Raw genomic sequence first — 19,155 nt, 5'->3', positions numbered from 1 at the left:
TTGTTGAAACCGTGTATTGACATCCGCTACGAAATTATCGTGATGTGACAAATTCTTAGTCTACAATTGGCTACCCTTTAGCAGCTAAACTTTCATAGATTTCGTTTGAAGTTGCGCGCAGTACATGGATTCTGAGATCGTTTCCGTAGAATTGTATAGCCAAAGAAGCTTAATAAGCAGAACTATTCTTTGGACATTGTTTCTTAAGTTATTGGGCTCATGGTAATTACTAACATCTATACCAATTAAAGACAAAAGATTGACGTGCAGACTATTCCTAAATACAAGTAATCACATTGTGCGCACATTTATGACTAGAAAATGATGCCTAATTGTATATTCGTATATACTTCATGTATGTTGGACTACACTTTTGGACTATATATTGCATTAGACTACAACGCTCATTTGGCAAACTAATGAAAATTTAGTTAAGGTCTCAGTATGATTAAGGAAGAGTCTAGATGAATTCGAAAATAAGAGAAAAAGCTCTTTTGGTGCAATCGCCAAGCCTTCCTGATCGGGAAGTGCTAAATGGTTACATCGATGAAATATATAAATCTAGATGGCTAACTAATAACGGGCACCTTGTTCAAGAATTAGAAAAAAAATTAACCGGATACTTAGATGTGCCCTATTTAGTTCTCACTGCAAACGGGACTAGCGCTCTGCAGCTTGCCTTAAAACTATTTAATATTGACAAAGAAGTCATTACAACCCCTTTCACCTTCGCAGCTACTGGTCAGGCTATTGAATGGGTTGGAGCAAAACCGGTGTTTGCCGACATAGATAAGAGAAGCCTTTGTTTATGTCCAAAACAAGTCTCAAATAAAATATCCCCTCATACTCAGGCTATTTTACCTGTTAATGTCTATGGAAGAACGGCTCACAATACAGAACTCGAAGAGCTAGCTAGGCGACATAATTTAAAATTAATTTATGACGGTGCGCAAAGTTTTGGTCCACCCAGTTTACATCAAAAAACAGCGCTAACTAGCGGTGACGCAACAGCGTTGAGTTTTCATGCGACAAAAATATTCAACACCGTTGAAGGTGGCGCTCTGATTTTAAAATCTGAAGAAGACTATCTAAAAGCTCAATCACTAATCAACTTTGGTTACCAAGATGGTAAACCCGGCCATGTCGGAACGAATGCAAAAATGAATGAGATTGAAGCTGCTTTTGGCTTAGCAAATCTCGAACACATAAATAAAGAAATTGTGTACAGGAAATTGCTTACTGAAGCATATAAAGACCAACTGGCAGATTTTTCAAACTCGAATCTACTCAAGCTCACGAAGTCTCCAAACTACGCTTACTTCCCACTCCAATTTATTGATGAACAAATGCTATTAAAGGTCGACCAAGCGCTTAAAGTTCAAAATGTATTTGGCAGACGCTATTTCTACCCTTTGCAGCCAGGAAGTGTTGCAGACGACCTGCCTGTAGCGTCTAGAGTAGCTCGAAACTCATACTGTTTGCCGCTTCACTGTAATATGACAAAAGATGATGTCACAATGATCTGCGATACAATCAGAACAGCTGTTTTGCCCGCACATGCCTATAGAGCTCAGTGCTAGTTTATTAAGGGGCAACTATTACCCCCTTATGAGTGAGCTAAAACCAATTGGGTTATTTACCCTTCTCGCAAACTAGAAAAACACTACCACAAAGATCTGGATAGTGATGACCTAATTGGTAGCATCCTTCAAGGTACTCGTCAGAAATGATACTGGTATCTAATAACTGATCCCATTGAAAGTTAGCCAAGGCTTTAAAGAAAATACCAGAACGATGGACAACATTTAGCCCCGCTGCTTTTGCATCCCTTTCTAAGGTATCTAAGCTATAGGTTCGATGATGCCCATGCTTTTCTTCAGCTTCGGTAACTGCCGAGTTATGTGATATTAGACCCATTTTAACGGCAATTTGCCTTGATGGTGCGTTTGCATTTGGACAAACCAACATAAATCGACCGCCATCGGCCAACCACTCATCATTAATACGTTTTAGAACCGACACGGGATCGTCTATATGCTCTAGCACATGTGTCATAATGACATTTTTGTATTTAGCAGGTAGCTGAGCGTCTTCAAATCGAGAGTTAAACCATTTTATATCTTTGGGAAGCATCTTTTGTGACGTCTCAATTGCTTCAGAAGAAGCTTCCACGCAAGTTATATCATTGAATAGTGGAATTAATCGTTGAGTGAAACGTCCTTTAAAGCTCCCCAATTCAAGTAAGTTACCGGACACAAAAAAAGGTTCAAACGAGCGAAGCATAAACGGGTGCATCACATCGAAATCGAACCCATAAGCGTACTTATGACTATCTGTATCCTTTATTTCCTGATTATAGTCTCTACCTTGTTTCATCACGTCCCTTAATATCAAGATTCATTACTTGTTTTGTAGAAATTACACTTGTATTGACAAAGCCAATTTTACGATAAAGTGATAGCGCTGAGTGGTTCGCTAACTCAACCTCTAAGGTCATTACATCCAAAGATTTATTAATAGCGGCAACAATGCTTCTTTCAATAAGAATTGTCGCAATCCCTTCACCAGTAAAGTTCTTTAGTACACTTACATTAGTAACATGTGCGCTTTGCTTGGTATTCATATAAACAGCAACCAGACCTACTAGAGTACCGTCTACCCAAGCCTCGAACTTCTCTGCTTTAGAAAAGATTTTCATAGCATAATCAGTAAGCACAACGTACTTTCTGAGCGAAGAACTTTCGGGCTCATAACAGGCTTCAAGATGCTTTTCTATCTGAGGGTATGTCGACTGATTAACGGTATAATGGATAGCATTCATACATCGAGAGCCGCTAAACCAAAACCTGACTCACCAAACTTGTTCCCATTATATAATAAGTAAACTTGCTCTCTGACCTTGAAGACATGAGGATAACAAAGCATTTCAGAATCCCAGCCGTCTAGCGAACAGTCAATTCCTAAAAGAGAGTCATTTCGTTTCCAGTTTACAAGGTCATCTGAATACGCGTAGCCAAGTCTATAAGAACGTCCACTATTTTTTCTAAAGTCAAAGGACTCTCGAAAACAAAAAATCATATGGTACTTTTTATCATGGAAAAAAACAGTTGGCAAAGCCATGCTTTCATCAGCGTGCAAATGGTCAGGTACAACTTGATGGCCAGATGATCTATTCCAATTTATAGCATCGTCAGAAACTGCATGGCCTATTTTATAAACTCGGTCGGGAGCAGCTTCTGTATCAAACTTCTTCCAAGTAACCCCAAACATGTACCACATGTGAAACTTACCTTCGAAAAATTTCACGAAAGCATCGCCTACCAAATATGGTTCATGACTTGAAGCGGCCATAATCGGACCCAGGCCTTTCTTCTGAAACGTTACACCTCCATCAAAGCTTTCAGCAAAACCGATTGCAGTTTCAACTGAGACCGATTTACGTCGACTCCAACCGCAGGTATAAGCTAAGATCCTTCCATCATGTTGTACAGGGTTAATTGGGAAAATACCGTGCTCATCGAAGCAGCCAAGTTCTCCGAGGGGAATCACCGAGTTCTTTGCGACTGCAATTATAGTTTGCATTTCAATATCAAAATCGACATACGACACATGACTACGATACATGTTGTCAGGTTCTTTAAGGCGTGTTGAAAAATATATTCTGACATAGTCGTCAAATACAAGAGCCTGCGGCGATTGCGCAAATGAGTGACAATTATTTGCCAGTGTGTGTTGTCCCGGATTAAAAATTAGCCCCTTCTTTTGCCACTTTAGATTTTTCATCGATTGCATCTCATCAAAGTTCACCAACTAGTTCAGCTGCTCCAAAACCAAATCGGCCAACTTGATCGCCTAGATAGAACATAAACACTTTGTTATCAATTTCAAAAACATGCGGATAACTGATCATTTCGGAATCCCACCCTGATTGGCTGACGTCAATCCCAACTTTACTATCATCACGTACCCAGTTTTCGAGATCAGATGAGCTAGCATAACCAATTCGGTAACCCCTCTCCTTTCCTCTAAATCCTAGACTGTAACGATAGGAGAAAAACATATGGTAACGACCATTTGAGTAAAAAACATCTGGGCTAGCTTGAGCCTCATCACCCTCTAAAACATTCTCAATTAAGTTTTTGTTCATTCGATGCCAGTTCAAGCCGTCATCCGAGACAGCCATCCTGATCTTATAAACAGGCTCTGCTCTTCCGTTATCTGCAAGAACCCATTTACTTCCTGAGATATAAAAGAGATACCACTTGCCATTGAAACGTCGAATTTTGGGACCACTGATCACAAATGGCTCATCCGGCGAATAAGATAAAATTGGACCTGAACCAAATTTTGTAAACTGTTGTCCATCATCTTCGCTGTGAGCGAGCCCAATTGCTGTGTTGAAAGGAACACTGACACATCGCGTCCATCCCGCATAATAGGCCCAAACCTTACCCTCATGCCTTATAGCCGAAACAGGATAAGTACCAAATTCATCAAACTCTCCTAAGGATCCTAATGAAAGTATTGGTTCATCGCTGACCCTAATGACTTTAAACGGGCTTGATTTACTAAGATCAACAAAAGCGGAATAACTTGTATATTGGCCACTGGCATCAGCTTTTGGACGACAAGAAAAGTACACACGAATAAAGTCATCAAATACTAAAACGGAGGGTGCTTGAGCAAATTCGCACAACCATTCACGTTCAAGACAAGCTGTCGGGTCAAATACTTTTCCTAGCTTTTTCCATTTAAACATTTTATATCGCCTGCTTAATTAGGTATTGTTCGTTGAGCATCGTATTGACGGTTTCAAGATCGTTAAACATAAGTACATCAACGATCGACAGATATGGGATAAAACTCGAAGACAGTTGGTCATATGGTTCTGCTTGACTAAACAAAAACTCAAGTTTAAGCCCCTTAGCTTCAAAATTCCCTCTTCGATACATGTCTACCCCACCTTGGGGATTAACATAAGTTAAGGCGTTTAATTCTTCACAGATTTGAAGTACTTTACTTTGACCTTTAAGATCATTATCTAACAACAAGCTAGAACTCTTTATGATCGAAGTTGATATACCTAAGAACTCAATAAGTACTTTTAATGATGAATAAATGAAATCGAAAAGATTACGAGAATCGTCCAACAATATCCTCTCGAGTAAAGGATAAACCTGAGTGAAAAACGGTGATTTACTATACCAAGCGTCAATTTTTCTTAGTAATTTGGTACGTTCTTGGTTCCAAGCTTCTGAAATAAACCTCTGATTCACATTCAAGTAATCCGAATCTTTTTTGATTGGTAAAGAAATTGCCACTTCGCCATCTTTACAACTCAAACGATTCCTGTTTATCCAACCCTTTTTGGTGTACTGAATATCATCATAAAGAACAAATGTGTCTACCGCTTTAATCAGCTGAAAGTATCCGATATATGGCAAAAAGTAAGGCTGCATAATGGCAATCTTCATTTCAACTCCCTCAAACTACTTGCAACGCCAGTTTCGAGAACTGATGCTATAAATCGTACGATCCTAATCTGCATAGGGAATGTCTAGACCACAATCATTCAAAAGTTTTAGATAAACCGCATTAGCATCTAGTTTTTCTGCATACTTCTTTAGACTCAACTCTCTTTGTAGTTGCGCAAAACTACTTTCATTTTTACACCGCACTATAAAAGACTTTATTGTCGAAAAACTATCAAATGAAAACTCTGTACCAACACTCCATGCTACGTCGCTGTAATGCCTATCTAAAGTCGCAACAGGTAAACCTGCGGCTAATGCCATGACCGCACCGGTGCCACCGCCAACTCGATCAGGATTTACAAAAAGATCTGTATTTGAAATTGTGGTAAAGAGATCTTTTTGGTGGCCTAGAAAGACTACATTATCCAAGCTATCGTCAAAATAACCTTCGATTGCAAAGCTCTCACTACCAATAAACGCTACCGCTATACCAGAGTCACTTTTGACTAAAGCACTCAAGCACTTTAGTAAGTCTTCATCGACTTCATCTTGTAATCTACTACCAACGATCGATATCAAATACTTATCAGCTGGTAATCCCACATCAGCTCGTGAAGCATTTGAACTCACGTGCCGGTGAGGATAGTGGTCATTTGAGAACAACGCTTTCTCAAAATTAACATCGCTCGGAACAAAATCTCTTTTCGTTTTACGCAAAACCGGAATGGTATGAATTTGTATAGGGAGATCAGCAACTGTTGGAAAAGTTACAACTGGAAATTTTTGTTGATAGAGTTTCGAAATTGAATCCGTTAAGAGGTTGCTGTCGGAAAGCGATATAACCAAAGCAGGATTATGTTCGTCCAGACACTGCGCAATACTGGCAACATCACTATGAGAACGGATTTGTACAAATGGAATATCTGTATTCCCATAACTAATCGTAGAACCACTAGTTAGTGATGGCGCACGAACAATTTTGTTCTCGCTAAATGAAATTTGCTGCTGTGGCTCACTTAACTGTTCGACATGATTAAAACCTCTACCATCGAAGAACAAAGTATTTCCAAGTCTGGGAAGGCTAGCAAGATTGACAATACAAACCTCAAATCCCATCCCCATATAAGAACAAGCCATATCTAAACACAGGCGAGTTGGCGCATGTTTTGAGGACAAAAATTGATTAGTTACAATTATAATTTTATTTGAGGATGGTCGTATTTTAGTTTTCTCTACTTGGCCCAAAATAGAAGTTTCTATTCCTTTGATTGCTTTAATATCTTGCTCTAGGCTTTTGTAGAATATATTAAAAATGGATGTGTAAGCACTCTTCAACTGCTGATAACGAAACTCCGTCGAATAGCTCTGCCTATTGGTGAAGAAATGCCTTACCAATTGCCAATAGACATACCATTTAATTTCAAAAGCGATAGAAGGCTTACGAATAATTGAAACGAGGCTTTCAATTGCACTTTCTGAATCACCAAATCTTAAGTTAATCGAGTGTAAAAGGATTTCCCAATCTAAGTTATCCGCTGAAAGAGCATAGACTTCTCCAACCAGAAGATTAAAAATTCTATTGCTTTCCTCCGCGTCGGAGCCACTCATTGTTTCTAAATGTGTCAAAAACTCTGTCAGTGCTTTTGAAGCATGCAAAGCGTCTAATGGTTTCTTATCCTCTGCAAACACATGCTCTAAAACCTGACTGTTCTTCCAATTCACAATGTTTGCCATAGAAAATTTCCAAATAAGCTAATAGTCATAGATATGAATCCTATGCAAAATAAGATCCAACCGAGAGCTGCTTAGGTAAACACCATCTAAAAGAAGAGGACAAACTATTTTGACTAGATATCTCGAGCAGTTAATTATCAACAATTTTTGATTTAAAGACAAAGGTTGGAGAGGAGTAGTATCAGTTATTACTAGGCGCTAAAACCATAACAACCATTGCCGTCCTTTCAATAGTTCAACCAATACCTACGGTGATTGGGACGATCAATACCGTAGATACTTATTCAAATGCTAGTGGGTTTGCGAACTATCAAAAAGCTTCCACATATATTCGGTCAAGGTTTCATCACTACTTCCATTTAATACATGATAAACTTTACTAGGCAGTGCGAAGGTTTTCTCACCATGTTTAAAAAACGTTTGTGGAGGCTCACTATCAGTCGCCTCAACGTACAACCATTCGCCTTCTCGTTCGCGTCTATAAACTTCACCAAGATACGCACCAAATATGTACGACAGAGTAAACATTGTTTGATCATCAATAACAGTATCACTTAGTAATTGAACGATAGCATCAGCACTCTTTACGCTATCAAAAGAATAATCAAGCACAACTTCATAGTTTTCGTTCGCGTAGTTAACTGCATCTTGTGCAGACTCTTCCATTAAAGTTTGGATACTTTCCATTTTTAAACAATCCTTCCCTTATCTATACTACAAATTCAAAGCTTTTCGTTTCTCTAGAATATCCAAAGCAGGTAGTGATTCAAAATCTTTTCCAGGAATCGGCCCTGAAGTTTGATCGAACGCTCCAAAATCATCGCGAACTTGAACTTTGATATCCTCTAAATATTGCAACCATATGCTTTTACCTTCATTAAATCTGTCTAAGCCCGTTTGCTCATCCGATGAAGAATAAGCCAAGCGCGTTAGATAGGTTAAACAAAAAGTTGCACTACCCCGTACCAAATAGAAGAATAATGAGTTCTCTTGTCGCGCCGATGCTTTTATTAGGCTCGTTTGTGCATTTAGGGCCTCAAGAATATCATCCCACGACTCACAATCTCGGCTAATTAGCTCTGTAACACCATCAAGGTTTTCCTCAAACGCATCATATTCAAAATGTTTTTTGAACTGCTCATATGCAGGTCTCATATTAGTGTCGTAACAATTTGATTTAAGTTCGTCAATAAAGCCTTGTTTATCAATATCATCTGAACCTAATAAAACACGGTCACAAGGCAAGGGTTGCGTGCCCTCAATGAAAGAGCCATCAGAAGTGTTATAGACTTCCGCAGCAGGATACTCTTCGATTGCTTGTGCCAAGATCATCGCAGAATACTTAAACTCTTGCTTTGTAAAAACAAAGTCTTCGAAATTCCCTTTTACACGTAAGCCAACGCCATGTTTACGATAATCGTATAGCTGCTCGCCTTTACTGTTCACATTGTAATATGCTGAATGCTTACTATGGTGCTTATCGATATCTTTAAAGCCTAAATCAACTCCAAACAGGTATATTTGTTTAAAACCGAGCTTTAAGCAGTAGGATAATGCACAATTTGACACAGTAGGATATGAGTATGCGATTTGTTCAAAACGAGAGAAATCCGGATCAATTTCTTGATGTGAAATGGTACCGGCTTCACCAACTTTAAAACAAAACAAAGTATCACGGAACATTGCAGAAACATCAGGATGAATGCCGTTAACTGTAATTAAATCGATACTCGCAAGCCAGTCGGGATCGGGAACTTGGCAAACCCAATGCAAGGTTGCTCTAGTTTGTTCTACCTCTGCATGCATATCTGGTTTAATACCTAGCTCATACAAGGCTTTAAGACTAGTGCCTACAGATACAATTATTGCTTTACCTTGCATCTCCCTAAGTGTCTCAACACTTTGATCTAGAGATGGACCATTTCCAACGATGAACACTGGCGTATTTTCTAAGCGCTGTATTATTGACGTAGGCTTATTTCGTAACAGGTAGTGTTGATTGAGCCTAAATGATTCATTGGTATGATTTAAATTGAAAAACGCATGATCGTAGAACTCACTCATACCCAGTAGAACCCGGAACTGTTCTCTCGTGTCGCGGATGCTACGATCCATTTGTGATTGAAAATAACTAACAAAAAAGAATGTATAGGAAAGTATATGAATACCATAGCTTTGTAAGCGTAGATGAATATCGTCGAACATATTGCTGCCGTCATCACCAATATTTAGATATATTTTTCCATCATTCTTATGAGCACTACTAAAAATCATTTCCCAATCTATTAAATGCAGAGAACCGAAGAAAAAATCATGATTGGGTTCATAGAGAATGAAATTATCAACTTGGTGGTCACGATATAAGTTTTCAATCTGATAGCCTTTTTGACATCCGTACATAATCAAAGATGGCAATTTGTAGGGTAAAGACGATTCTTCTTCGGGGATTTCTAGAACTAGATCTTTTAGACTACTTGAATGTTTATAGTGGATAAATGGACTAGGTTTCAAAAACGATTGACGAGCATCAAGCGCATCTATCCTTGGTTTTTTCTGATAGAAATCGAAATATCGTTCGCAGTCTTGCTGACTTTGCAGGCCAACAACAACACCTTGTTCGAGATCAACATAAGCGTAGTCATTTTCACCAATGGTGATTAATGTCCATAAGCTACTTTTGTGATTGCGCGCAAAATTCGCAATATCAGGCATATAGCGCTCAAATGCAGCTATGTTCTTAAAAAACTTAGCTTTTAGATCAGAACTATTGTTATTCCAATATTGTTGAATAGATGGCGATATGAAATTGGATAAAGAAAAACTGATTTCAAAATCACGTTGATGAGACTGCTCTGGGTACGCATAACTATCAGCAAATGGGTCTCTACCACACAACACATCATACTCAAAATGGTTAAAGGCAGCATAATCGTAATGTCGATAGACACAGAATTGCTCTACATTATGCTTTTTACGCCAATTATCTATTTCGTCGACAGCTTCTTGGTCTACGCTACCAGAATTGATGCTGAGCACAGTTTTATTACTATTGACTACAGCTAACAACTCTCGCCATTGTGCGGACAAAAGTGAATTATGTAATAAATCGAGTTCCGGTTCGACGATTAGTACGTGTTCCCACTCTCTCGATTGGAGCAGCTGGCGAAGATGAAGTCCTAATCCGCATCCGAGTATTACTAAATTATTTCCAGTTTGAGAAAAAGGCTTTAGATTATCAATTAAGCCCGGCATTTGCAGTTCTAGTGGTGCGCCGTACTCAACAACAGGCTCAATGATCTGTGATGAACCGGGATTATACTCGGGGCAATATCGTGAAAACGCATCGAGCTGTTTATTAACTTGTGCTTGCGGGTTTACAGAATAAAGCGCACGCCCTTTATGATGATTTGAAATATTTATGTATTTTTGTTTAGTGATAAATGGCGAGTAATTAACACTATGGTGATTTGCAATTCCGTGCGCTAGATTCAGATCAAATTGCGAAATGGCTTGCAAGTTTCGCTCATAACGCTTACGCATTAATGGCGCCAACAATGCTTCATTCGCTTGTTGTATCGACTCGTCTAATTCTATTTGAAAATCAAAAGTATTTATCATAATAAGGCTATTTTTATGCGTTTTGATTGTATTTATTAAGTACTTTCCGGCCACGATTAAGTGAGCCCAGTTTTTGTCCTAATAAGTGATGTTGTTCGGCACAATGCTCTAATACAACTGCAAGCTTAGCAGAATGGTCGCGCATTAGAGAGGCAAAATGTTCGTCTGAGGCAGGATTGTGTGTTTCGAAAAGTTCTTCGATTATTGTAAAATGACTTAATAGTAATGCATTTAGATGCTCCAAATCTGGGGCATCTACTTCTAATAGTTGGCTAATTTCAGATAGTATTTTCTCTGCACTAGCAATTCTAGTAACTTTATCTAGGTCAGCACTATCGCTGAGCATACGCTTCCTCTTTCGCGGATTCTGGAATTTGATCCCAAGCAGATTTAATTGGAAGCATTAACTCAATGACTTCCGTTACTATTGCTGCATCGTTAGTAATGGATGCTTCAGAAAGACGAGCAAGAATAAAAACATATAGGTCATTGAGGTTACTCGCAATGTCACCACCTTTCTCGAAATCTAAGGTGTCCCTTAGCGACGTAATGATCGTAGTGGCTTTTGCTAAAGGTTTACCTTTGCTACTTATATCACCTCGCTCTAGAAATCCTTTTGCCGTGGCAAGGTTTTCGAGCGCTGTCTGCATCAGAATTTGTGTGACACGGTGCGGATCAGCTGTTGCTAATTGATCCTTGATCCCGACTTGGCGGTATTGATTTATTCCGTTTTTATACATATTTGACTCAATATTATTTTAACCAAGTTGACCCATGATGTAGGACATTTGGCTGTTTAGGGAACCCATTGTTACATCAAATGCGGTATATTTTGCACGCAATGTTTTTTCATGCTCTGCCATGCGTTCTGTAAGTGCCAAATCTGCGTGATCTAAGTCACGCAACTGAGATCGTGTGGTATCCTCTCTGGAAGCAAGAACTCCTCCAGATTTTTCGTAGGCTTCTACAAAGCCAGTAAAGGTATCCGCGACCCCTCCCTCACCTGCAAAAATCTCGCCAATTCTAGAAAAATCGCCATCAATAGCTTTGGTTAATTTTGTAGAATCTAAACTGAGTACACCATCGTTGTCCATTTCTATGCCCAAAGCATAAAAGGTTGTGATACGGCTTGGGTCATTCGGGTCCGTATAACCCTTAGTCGTCATCCCACCCAAGGTATATTTCATCGAACGGAACATCGAATCCCCGCTCAGTTCTTTACGCTCGGTATCTTCACCTTCAAGCACAGTGTCAGGTTTACTGTATTTATCAATTTCACTAATAACTTTGTTGTACGCGTCCACAAATGCTTTCACATTAGCAATCGCAGCATCATCATCAGATTTAACTTGCATGCTGGTTTCTGCAGCAGTCAAACTATTGACAGTTAATGATACCCCAGAAATCACATCACCAAAGTTGTTCGTATCGCTCTGAGCTTCAATACCATTGACGGTAATTACAGCGTTGCTTGCATCATCGGTCGTTGCAATATTAGCAATTAGTGCATCAAGGCTAGCATCTGCGCCGCCGCTATTTGTGATAGTTAAGTTATTCGGATTACCAAATTCATCTATCCCGGTTCGAGCAGAATCAATAACAAGTTGAGTACCACTACCTGTATTAATTAAGTTCAGTGATACATCAGAATTTCCAGTTGCATCATTTACCGCTTCTCGCAATTGTTTTAAAGTCATTCCAGCGGTGGTTTCTACTGTAAAGCTTTCTGCTCCAGCACCACTACCGGTGGTAAATGTTAATTCACCGGCACTATCAATAACAATAGCGTTGCTATCAGCATAACTAGTTTGAGTTGAAGAACGACTACCTTTGGCCAAACTAAGAACTGAGATATCGTAGGAACCATTAGCAGCATCATCGGACAACGACACTGTATACGGAGAAGAACTTGTCGTTGTCTCGGTTGAGGAATCGGTTGCAACCGTACCATCGACCAGAGCCATTCGAGGTAAAAACGTAGAGCTAGTCTTTGCTTTTTCGAGTTGATCTAAAAAAGCACTCATCGCCGACTTTATCGCGCCTACGGCCGAAAGTGTCACATCAAGTGAATCACGTTTAGTTTGCAAACGTGCTTCTTGTGGGACGCGCTGAGCATCAAGAGTGACCGTAATCAATGCCTCTAAGTCTAGTCCGCTTCCGATACCTGCTGCTGTAATACCCGTCATAACTCTGACTCCAATCTAACTAAATAAGCTTGTCGACAAAAAGTCCACTCACTTCATTGATAGCTGCATTATAATTTTGCAATTTCTCTGCCAAGTCGCGGACTTCTTGGTTGGGAATCTCACGAATCAATTCCTTGGTGTTTTTATCAACTATAGATGTGAAATATTCACCGTCTTTATCGTCAATAACAAATCGTATATCACGATCTAACGTTTCCATTACCGTGTTAACACTATCAGCTATATCTTCGATTGCTTCTCGAGAAATCTCTTTTAGTTCTTCCGTCTTCTTAAGGTCAACTTCGGCCGTTTGCGTTGCCTCAGTTTTTTCTACGGCTTCGCTTGCCTTTGAAGTCTTAGTTAGCGGATCAATCTCTGCATTCGTTTTCTGACTATCGCGCAAGATGTCCCTTGAGACATCTGTACTACCTATTGATGAAATACTTGTGTCCATCGCTATTCTCCTAAGCAAAAAAGCCACAGCTAACTACATCAGCGTGGCTATTATACTCTCATCAAGCCAAAAAAGCTTAGATCAATGATAGCGCAGCTTGTGGTCTTTGATTTGCTTGCGCCAAAATTGAAGTACTGGTTTGCTGAAGGATCTGCTGCTTAGTTAGCTCTGCAGTTTCTTTCGCAAAATCCGTATCTTTAATTCGAGAACGAGCACCAGATACGTTCTCTGAAATATTAGATAGGTTACGAATCGTAGATTGGAATCGGTTTTGAACCGCACCAAGGCTAGCTCGTTCTTTATCTACGGCTTTAAGCGCGCTATCAATTTTTGTCATTGCTAACGAAGCTGCTGCTGCAGTACCTACAGAGGTAGCTGTAATACCAAGACCAGCTTGCGAAATCGTTTGGCCGATTTTAAGTAGAATGTTCTCACCGGCATTTGCACCAACTAGGAAGTTTGCGCTGTAATCGCCTTTAAGTAGGTCAGTGCCACCAAAATTAGTTGTTGTACCAACACGACTAATCTCTTGTTTCAGCTGACTTACTTCTGCTTGAAGGGCTACACGGTCATCTGTGTTGTTCACACCATCTTGTGATTGAACAGCAAGAACACGCATACGCTGTAGCATGTTCGTAACTTCATCCATCGCGCCTTCAGCTGTTTGAGCAACAGAGATACCATCCTGTGCATTCATAACAGCGCGATCAAGACCCTGGATTTGAGAAGTCATTCGGTTAGAAATTTGCAAGCCGGCCGCATCATCTTTTGCTGAGTTGATACGGAAGCCAGAACTTAGACGTTGGAATGCAGTGTCTAGTCCATTGCCTGAATTGTACAATTGACGCTGAGCGTTCAATGAAGATACGTTAGTATTTACTACTAAAGCCATAATTTGAGCCTCCTAAGAGTTAATCTACAACGATTGAACTATTCGAGTAGACAGATCCTTCAAGTCCGTTTGTGAACCTCTTGGGGACTGAACCTCCACCAAGACAAGCGATTTTGAAGAGTTTTTATTGTTTCAAAATCTATAACGGCAGGGGGAAATGATACTTTAGAAAAAAAGCGGAATTTTTTTGCCGTTTAAGAAAAAACAATGCCAGGCGGCAATTTTTGCCCTGCAAATGAACTTTAAGAATTACAAATTCCAAGCACATTAGGGAAAACGGAACTAAAATAACTATATAGCTGTCAAAAAACTGTTTTTAATATTGGCACACAGTTTGCTTTATCTATATCGCAGTCTGAACCACTGCAAAAAAGGCCAGCGAAGTCAAAGTAACTTGCTGGCCAACGCTCAAGTTGATAGGAGATGTAGAGCGAAACTTTTGCGCACGATTTTATGGAAATGAGCCTCCTAAGAGTATGTGTCGCAACTGCAGTCTGAGGACGGTGGTCTGAACCCCACCGTCCTTTTCTTTGTTTAAAATTAACCTAGGAGAGATAGTGCAGCCTGAGGACGTTGGTTCGCTTGAGCCAAAATAGTCGTCGAAGTCTGTTGCAAAATCTGTTGCTTAGTTAGTTCAGCAGTTTCCTTCGCAAAGTCTGTATCTTTAATACGAGAACGTGAAGCTGTGACATTCTCAGAGATGTTTGACAAGTTACGGATTGTAGATTGGAATCGATTTTGAACCGCACCAAGCTGGGCACGTTCAGCATCAATTGATTTAAGCGCAGAGTCAATAGACGCCATTGCTGCACTAGCAGTCCCTGGACTTGTCACTGCTAAACCGGCTATACCCAAACCTGCTTGCGTAACTGTTGTGGTGATTGCTACCGAAATGTTTTCGCCAGCATTTGCACCGACTAAAAATTTCTCACTATACTGCCCATCCAACAATACTGTCGTACCAAACTTAGTCGTAGTTCCTACTCGACTGATCTCAGCCTTAAGTTGACTAACTTCAGCTTGTAGAGCTAAACGGTCATCTGAGTTGTTGATACCGTCTTGCGATTGAATGGCAAGAGTACGCATACGTTGAAGCATGTTTGTAACTTCGTCCATCGCGCCTTCAGCAGTTTGAGCCAATGATATACCGTCTTGAGCATTCATTACTGCGCGGTCCAAACCTTGAATCTGTGAAGTCATTCGGTTTGAAATTTGCAAGCCAGCAGCATCATCTTTTGCTCCATTGATTCGAAAACCAGATGATAAACGTTGGAAAGCGGTATCTAGTCCGTTGCTTGAATTAAATAGTTGACGTTGTGCATTCAGCGACGAAACATTAGTGTTAACATATAAACCCATGATTGTATCTCCTATCGATTTTTACTTAACCATTTACTGGTTTTATTTGTTGCCAGTTATTATTTTATCGCCTGGCTTAATACTTATAACGGCTTCTATTCAAAAATCTTTAATAGTTTTTTTAAAACTTTAATACTATTAGATTTATAATGTACGCCTTTATATATAAAAAAAGGTGCCTCATTTGAGACACCCCTGTATCGGATAGTAGATAAATAACTTTAGAATTTTTTACAAATAATTAAACAGTGATAACTGACTAATACGACTATAGCTTGAGTACGAGGTATTAAGTGCCAACTCCGCCTTTTGTAAATTCGTAACAGCCTCGGCAAAATCAACCTCAGCTATCGCTGCGCGTGACCCTTGATTCACTTCATCCATTGCAAGAGATGCGTCAACTACGCGGTCTAAAGAGTTACCCCTAGCACCAAGCGAGCCCATAGTGAGATTGACTTTGCTCATGCTATTGTCAATTCCTACAATGAAATCTGCCTGTGCCTCTTCAAAGGGATCGCCAATAGCAGCGGGGTCTCTTAAGACGCTTATATAATCGTTAATAACATTAAGAACATTGGATTTACTAGGTACTTCTAAGTCAAAACTACCGGTAGCACTACCATTCATATCTATAGATAATCCATTAAATGCTATAGGTTCTCCCGCGGTATAGGGCCCAGTAATGGGTATAAACCCCGGCGATGAGTTAGTTACGGTATAAGTATCCGGCGGGCCAGTTGTAATAGCCACATTATAAGTATTATTGGCCGCAGTAATAGGATCGTAATTGTTTTGATGGAAAGTATCGAATCCTGTTTGATCATTAACCCTTGAAGTAAGGTTTACATCTCCACTTGTTCCATATCTTTTGTTTACATTCTCAAAAACTTCGCCACCTGAATCATTACTTTGAATATATATAGAAGAAGAAGCTTTTAATTGGCTAGTTCCTAGATCACCTTGAAAGCTATATTTTTGTCCATCAAATGCGAAGCTTTGTATGGAGCTTTGGTGACCGGAAAAAATATATTCACCATTAGCATCCTTCGAATTCATAGAATCTAGTAATTCTTCTCTGATTTGTTCGAGTTCATCTGCTAATGATTCTCGCTCAGGCATCCCATTGATACCGTCCCCAGATTGTATTCCTAGAACACGAGCTCGTTGCATAGAGGTCATTACGCCCTGTAATACCGACTCTTCGAAGTTCAAGCCACTTTCTAAAAGCGATACGTTTTTTCTATATTGCTCATTAAGCGAAATCTCTGTGCTCAGAAACATAGCTTTACTCATATCTGCAGGACCATCAGCCGCAGTAAGCAGTTTTTTCCCTGAGACCAATTGCTTGTTGTATACCTCTAGTTCCTGTTGCGACTTGAGTACACCCCTAAGCGATGTTTGATAAAGCATGTTATTTGAAACGCGCATAATTGCTTACCTTATTGAACTAAGTAACGTATCGAACGTTGTTTTTGCTGCAGCAATAATTTGCGAAGATGCTGCATAAGCTTGCTCAAAACGGATTAAGTTGGAAGCTTCTTCATCCATATTTACCCCAGATACCGAGTAATGCCGATTGAGGCTTTGAGTTAATAATGCATCGTTTGCAGCAACATCTGCACGAGCAGTGCTTGTTTTTCCACCCACGAAACTGACCAAACTTGCGTAGGCTTCGTTCATTGTCATTTTATTATCACCCGTTGAGGCAATACTTTTACGAACAGTATCTGCTTGTTGCAGGTCAACCATTTTTAAGGCGTTAAAGTTGTCAGCGTAACCATCTGTGTTGTAACCCAAACTAAAAGTATCCGCTTCCTGAACATCACCGTTAATATTAATGTCATAGCCTGGATCAGGTGTGATGCCAGCACTGGCAAATAAATTTTGTCCATTGCTATTAGCCGGCGCGGTACCTAAAAGAACTGCAGGGGTATTTCCGTCATAGATTTCGTAGTCACCCGCAGCGTTAATCTCTACGCTTGATGGGTAGTTAATATCATAAGAACCTGGTGGAATAAACGCCGACCCACCTGCCTGCGTACTATAAACATCATCAATCGTTACAGATGCATTCCCACGGTTGTTAATATCGCGCTCAGCTCTAACTGGTGCTGCTAACGCCAATTTTTCGGGTTGTGTCATTGCCATTTGCAATGCTGCTGATGCATCGCGCGTCGGCTGAATCAAAAACTTGTCGGTTGCAGCAAACGGGCCTCCTGACATATCGAACTCTAAGCCATCAATAAAAAACTCTGTTGCAGTACTTGGGGGCACAGGTGCGGTAAAGTCGTGTAACTCAGGAGTTCCTATAGGTGTTTCACCTTGATAACGCTGTACTTCAATGGTGTTAGCGCTAGTAAACTGTATACGATAATCATAAGGCAATACGTCACTGCCTTCTCCAGCAACAAAGCTACCCGAAATTTGACCGGTCGAAGGGTTCGTACTAAATGCTTTGCCATCAAAACTTGGAAGCTCAAATATGTCCCCACCAATGTCGCCATTGAGGTCCATACCTAAAGCATTTTGCGTATTAAAGGCATCCGCCATTGCGATCGCTAGCTGACCAAGTTGGTTTCGACTGACTTCTATGACTTCGGCTCGATATTCCATCAGGCCTGCAATAGCACCACCGACGTTTTCAAATGGAACTTTGCGTGAAGTGCCAGCAACGCTAATATGAAAGTCCAGTTTGGTCTTGTCAGGGTCGCCATCTTCCATGGATAAAGTGGCATAGTCTTGTTCTAAAACTAAGGATTGTCCAGATTTCAAGAATACTAAGCTGGTACCATCCTCATTACCAATAACGTTAACTTCTACGAGCTCGGAAAGTTTACGAGTCGCTTCGTCACGTTTGTCTTGTAATATTGCCACGCCACCATCGACAGGGTTCTCGGCATAAGCCTTTATTTGCTTATTGAGATCAGAAATTTCTCGAATCAAATCATTTGATTCTTGTACTTTCCCTTTAAGATCATTGTTGTTGGCATCACTTTGAATTCGATATTGATCGTTTAAATTTGCATAGCGCTGTTGCATGGTACTAAAGCCAGATAACGACAACTCGCGAGTTGAGAGAGCCCTGGGATCATCAGCCATCGCGTGCAGGCCTGCGTACATGCTATCGAACTGGTTACTAAGTGACAGGGAGTCATCACTAACAATGTAATCGAGATTACTAATGCTCTCTAGATACGCATTTTTATTGTTGAAGCCTGAAGTATCACGCCATACTTGCGCTTGATAAAAGCTATTTACAACCCGTTGGGTATTCCCGTCGCGTACTCCACCTAAAACATCTGACTGAAAGAAAGTGCGTTGTAGCGAGTACCCAGGGGTATTGATATTCGAAATATTGTTACCCGTTGTCATCAGCATTCGCTGATGGGCTATAACGCCAGAGGTTCCAATACTGAGTAAAGAATTTGAAGCCATAGC

17 protein-coding genes are annotated in these 19,155 nt (G+C 40.1%); 1 reads left to right on the top strand and 16 read right to left on the bottom strand.

The window, feature by feature from the left end; all coding sequences use genetic code 11:
- Positions 1-464: 464 nt before the first annotated feature.
- A complete protein-coding gene (locus tag DBZ36_RS04045) occupies positions 465-1,580 on the top strand; it encodes a DegT/DnrJ/EryC1/StrS family aminotransferase (protein ID WP_120353651.1) in 1,116 nt (371 codons plus the stop codon).
- Positions 1,581-1,632: 52 nt separating this feature from the next.
- Here the strand turns inward: DBZ36_RS04045 and DBZ36_RS04040 are convergent, their stop codons facing one another.
- The 16 genes from DBZ36_RS04040 to flgK form a co-directional block, all read right to left on the bottom strand.
- Positions 1,633-2,376 (bottom strand): class I SAM-dependent methyltransferase, encoded by a 744-nt coding sequence (locus tag DBZ36_RS04040; protein ID WP_120353650.1) that lies wholly within the window; start codon positions 2,374-2,376, stop codon positions 1,633-1,635.
- Entirely contained in the window at positions 2,363-2,821 is a 459-nt protein-coding gene (locus tag DBZ36_RS04035; RefSeq protein ID WP_120353649.1) for a GNAT family N-acetyltransferase, read from the bottom strand. The genes DBZ36_RS04040 and DBZ36_RS04035 overlap by 14 nt, the downstream gene beginning before the upstream one ends.
- The gene (locus tag DBZ36_RS04030; protein ID WP_120354456.1) at positions 2,818-3,783 is read right to left on the bottom strand and encodes a glycoside hydrolase family protein; all 966 of its coding nucleotides are present in this window, start codon (positions 3,781-3,783) and stop codon (positions 2,818-2,820) included. Before DBZ36_RS04030 ends, DBZ36_RS04035 begins: the two co-directional genes overlap by 4 nt.
- A 13-nt stretch (positions 3,784-3,796) precedes the next feature.
- The gene (locus DBZ36_RS04025) at positions 3,797-4,759 is read right to left on the bottom strand and encodes a glycoside hydrolase family protein (protein ID WP_120353648.1); all 963 of its coding nucleotides are present in this window, start codon (positions 4,757-4,759) and stop codon (positions 3,797-3,799) included.
- A 1-nt stretch (position 4,760) separates the two neighbouring features.
- Positions 4,761-5,474 carry a WbqC family protein gene (locus DBZ36_RS04020; protein WP_120353647.1) on the bottom strand — a complete coding sequence of 238 codons (714 nt, stop codon included), beginning with the start codon at positions 5,472-5,474 and terminating at the stop codon, positions 4,761-4,763.
- Positions 5,475-5,537: 63 nt separating this feature from the next.
- Complete coding sequence (locus DBZ36_RS04015) at positions 5,538-7,208, bottom strand: glycosyltransferase family 4 protein (RefSeq protein WP_120353646.1); 1,671 nt, start codon at positions 7,206-7,208, stop codon at positions 5,538-5,540.
- 291 nt (positions 7,209-7,499) lie between these two features.
- A complete protein-coding gene (locus DBZ36_RS04010) occupies positions 7,500-7,895 on the bottom strand; it encodes a hypothetical protein (RefSeq protein ID WP_120353645.1) in 396 nt (131 codons plus the stop codon).
- Between the two features lie 27 nt (positions 7,896-7,922).
- Positions 7,923-10,826, bottom strand: a complete 2,904-nt coding sequence (locus tag DBZ36_RS04005) for a motility associated factor glycosyltransferase family protein (RefSeq protein ID WP_120353644.1) — start codon at positions 10,824-10,826, stop codon at positions 7,923-7,925.
- A 13-nt stretch (positions 10,827-10,839) separates the two neighbouring features.
- The gene (locus DBZ36_RS04000; protein WP_120353643.1) at positions 10,840-11,172 is read right to left on the bottom strand and encodes a hypothetical protein; all 333 of its coding nucleotides are present in this window, start codon (positions 11,170-11,172) and stop codon (positions 10,840-10,842) included.
- Positions 11,159-11,566: a flagellar export chaperone FliS gene (fliS, locus tag DBZ36_RS03995; protein WP_120353642.1), complete on the bottom strand. Its 408-nt coding sequence runs from the start codon at positions 11,564-11,566 to the stop codon at positions 11,159-11,161. Before fliS ends, DBZ36_RS04000 begins: the two co-directional genes overlap by 14 nt.
- A gap of 18 nt (positions 11,567-11,584) precedes the next feature.
- Positions 11,585-13,012 (bottom strand): flagellar filament capping protein FliD, encoded by a 1,428-nt coding sequence (fliD, locus tag DBZ36_RS03990; RefSeq protein WP_120353641.1) that lies wholly within the window; start codon positions 13,010-13,012, stop codon positions 11,585-11,587.
- A gap of 19 nt (positions 13,013-13,031) precedes the next feature.
- Entirely contained in the window at positions 13,032-13,466 is a 435-nt protein-coding gene (locus tag DBZ36_RS03985; RefSeq protein WP_120353640.1) for a flagellar protein FlaG, read from the bottom strand.
- A gap of 76 nt (positions 13,467-13,542) precedes the next feature.
- Positions 13,543-14,358, bottom strand: coding sequence for a flagellin N-terminal helical domain-containing protein (locus tag DBZ36_RS03980; RefSeq protein WP_120353639.1), 816 nt, complete (start codon positions 14,356-14,358; stop codon positions 13,543-13,545).
- 540 nt (positions 14,359-14,898) lie between these two features.
- A complete protein-coding gene (locus DBZ36_RS03975) occupies positions 14,899-15,717 on the bottom strand; it encodes a flagellin N-terminal helical domain-containing protein (RefSeq protein WP_120353638.1) in 819 nt (272 codons plus the stop codon).
- A 231-nt stretch (positions 15,718-15,948) separates the two neighbouring features.
- A complete protein-coding gene (flgL, locus tag DBZ36_RS03970; RefSeq protein WP_120353637.1) occupies positions 15,949-17,145 on the bottom strand; it encodes a flagellar hook-associated protein FlgL in 1,197 nt (398 codons plus the stop codon).
- A 6-nt stretch (positions 17,146-17,151) separates the two neighbouring features.
- On the bottom strand, positions 17,152-19,152 hold the full coding sequence (gene flgK / locus DBZ36_RS03965) for a flagellar hook-associated protein FlgK (protein ID WP_120353636.1): 2,001 nt from the start codon (positions 19,150-19,152) through the stop codon (positions 17,152-17,154).
- Between the last annotated feature and the right edge of the window lie 3 nt (positions 19,153-19,155).

It is taken from the genome of Alginatibacterium sediminis, from assembly GCF_003610775.1.
GTDB lineage: Bacteria > Pseudomonadota > Gammaproteobacteria > Enterobacterales > Celerinatantimonadaceae > Alginatibacterium > Alginatibacterium sediminis.
Note: the sequence above shows the minus strand (reverse complement) of the source record. Positions and strands in the feature narration are given on the sequence as shown.

Bases quoted from the DNA above. Each gene is read 5' to 3' on its own strand.
- DBZ36_RS03975 (WP_120353638.1), bottom strand. From the start codon at position 15,717: ATGGGTTTATATGTTAACACTAATGTTTCGTCGCTGAATGCACAACGT.
- flgK (WP_120353636.1), bottom strand. From the start codon at position 19,152: ATGGCTTCAAATTCTTTACTCAGTATTGGAACCTCTGGCGTTATAGCC.
- DBZ36_RS04025 (WP_120353648.1), bottom strand. From the start codon at position 4,759: ATGTTTAAATGGAAAAAGCTAGGAAAAGTATTTGACCCGACAGCTTGT.
- DBZ36_RS03980 (WP_120353639.1), bottom strand. From the start codon at position 14,358: ATGGCTTTAGTAGTAAATACTAACGTATCTTCATTGAACGCTCAGCGT.
- fliD (WP_120353641.1), bottom strand. From the start codon at position 13,012: ATGACGGGTATTACAGCAGCAGGTATCGGAAGCGGACTAGACTTAGAG.
- flgL (WP_120353637.1), bottom strand. From the start codon at position 17,145: ATGCGCGTTTCAAATAACATGCTTTATCAAACATCGCTTAGGGGTGTA.
- DBZ36_RS03985 (WP_120353640.1), bottom strand. From the start codon at position 13,466: ATGGACACAAGTATTTCATCAATAGGTAGTACAGATGTCTCAAGGGAC.
- DBZ36_RS04015 (WP_120353646.1), bottom strand. From the start codon at position 7,208: ATGGCAAACATTGTGAATTGGAAGAACAGTCAGGTTTTAGAGCATGTG.
- DBZ36_RS04010 (WP_120353645.1), bottom strand. From the start codon at position 7,895: ATGGAAAGTATCCAAACTTTAATGGAAGAGTCTGCACAAGATGCAGTT.
- DBZ36_RS04030 (WP_120354456.1), bottom strand. From the start codon at position 3,783: ATGAAAAATCTAAAGTGGCAAAAGAAGGGGCTAATTTTTAATCCGGGA.
- fliS (WP_120353642.1), bottom strand. From the start codon at position 11,566: ATGTATAAAAACGGAATAAATCAATACCGCCAAGTCGGGATCAAGGAT.
- DBZ36_RS04005 (WP_120353644.1), bottom strand. From the start codon at position 10,826: ATGATAAATACTTTTGATTTTCAAATAGAATTAGACGAGTCGATACAA.
- DBZ36_RS04035 (WP_120353649.1), bottom strand. From the start codon at position 2,821: ATGAATGCTATCCATTATACCGTTAATCAGTCGACATACCCTCAGATA.
- DBZ36_RS04045 (WP_120353651.1), top strand. From the start codon at position 465: ATGAATTCGAAAATAAGAGAAAAAGCTCTTTTGGTGCAATCGCCAAGC.
- DBZ36_RS04020 (WP_120353647.1), bottom strand. From the start codon at position 5,474: ATGAAGATTGCCATTATGCAGCCTTACTTTTTGCCATATATCGGATAC.
- DBZ36_RS04000 (WP_120353643.1), bottom strand. From the start codon at position 11,172: ATGCTCAGCGATAGTGCTGACCTAGATAAAGTTACTAGAATTGCTAGT.
- DBZ36_RS04040 (WP_120353650.1), bottom strand. From the start codon at position 2,376: ATGAAACAAGGTAGAGACTATAATCAGGAAATAAAGGATACAGATAGT.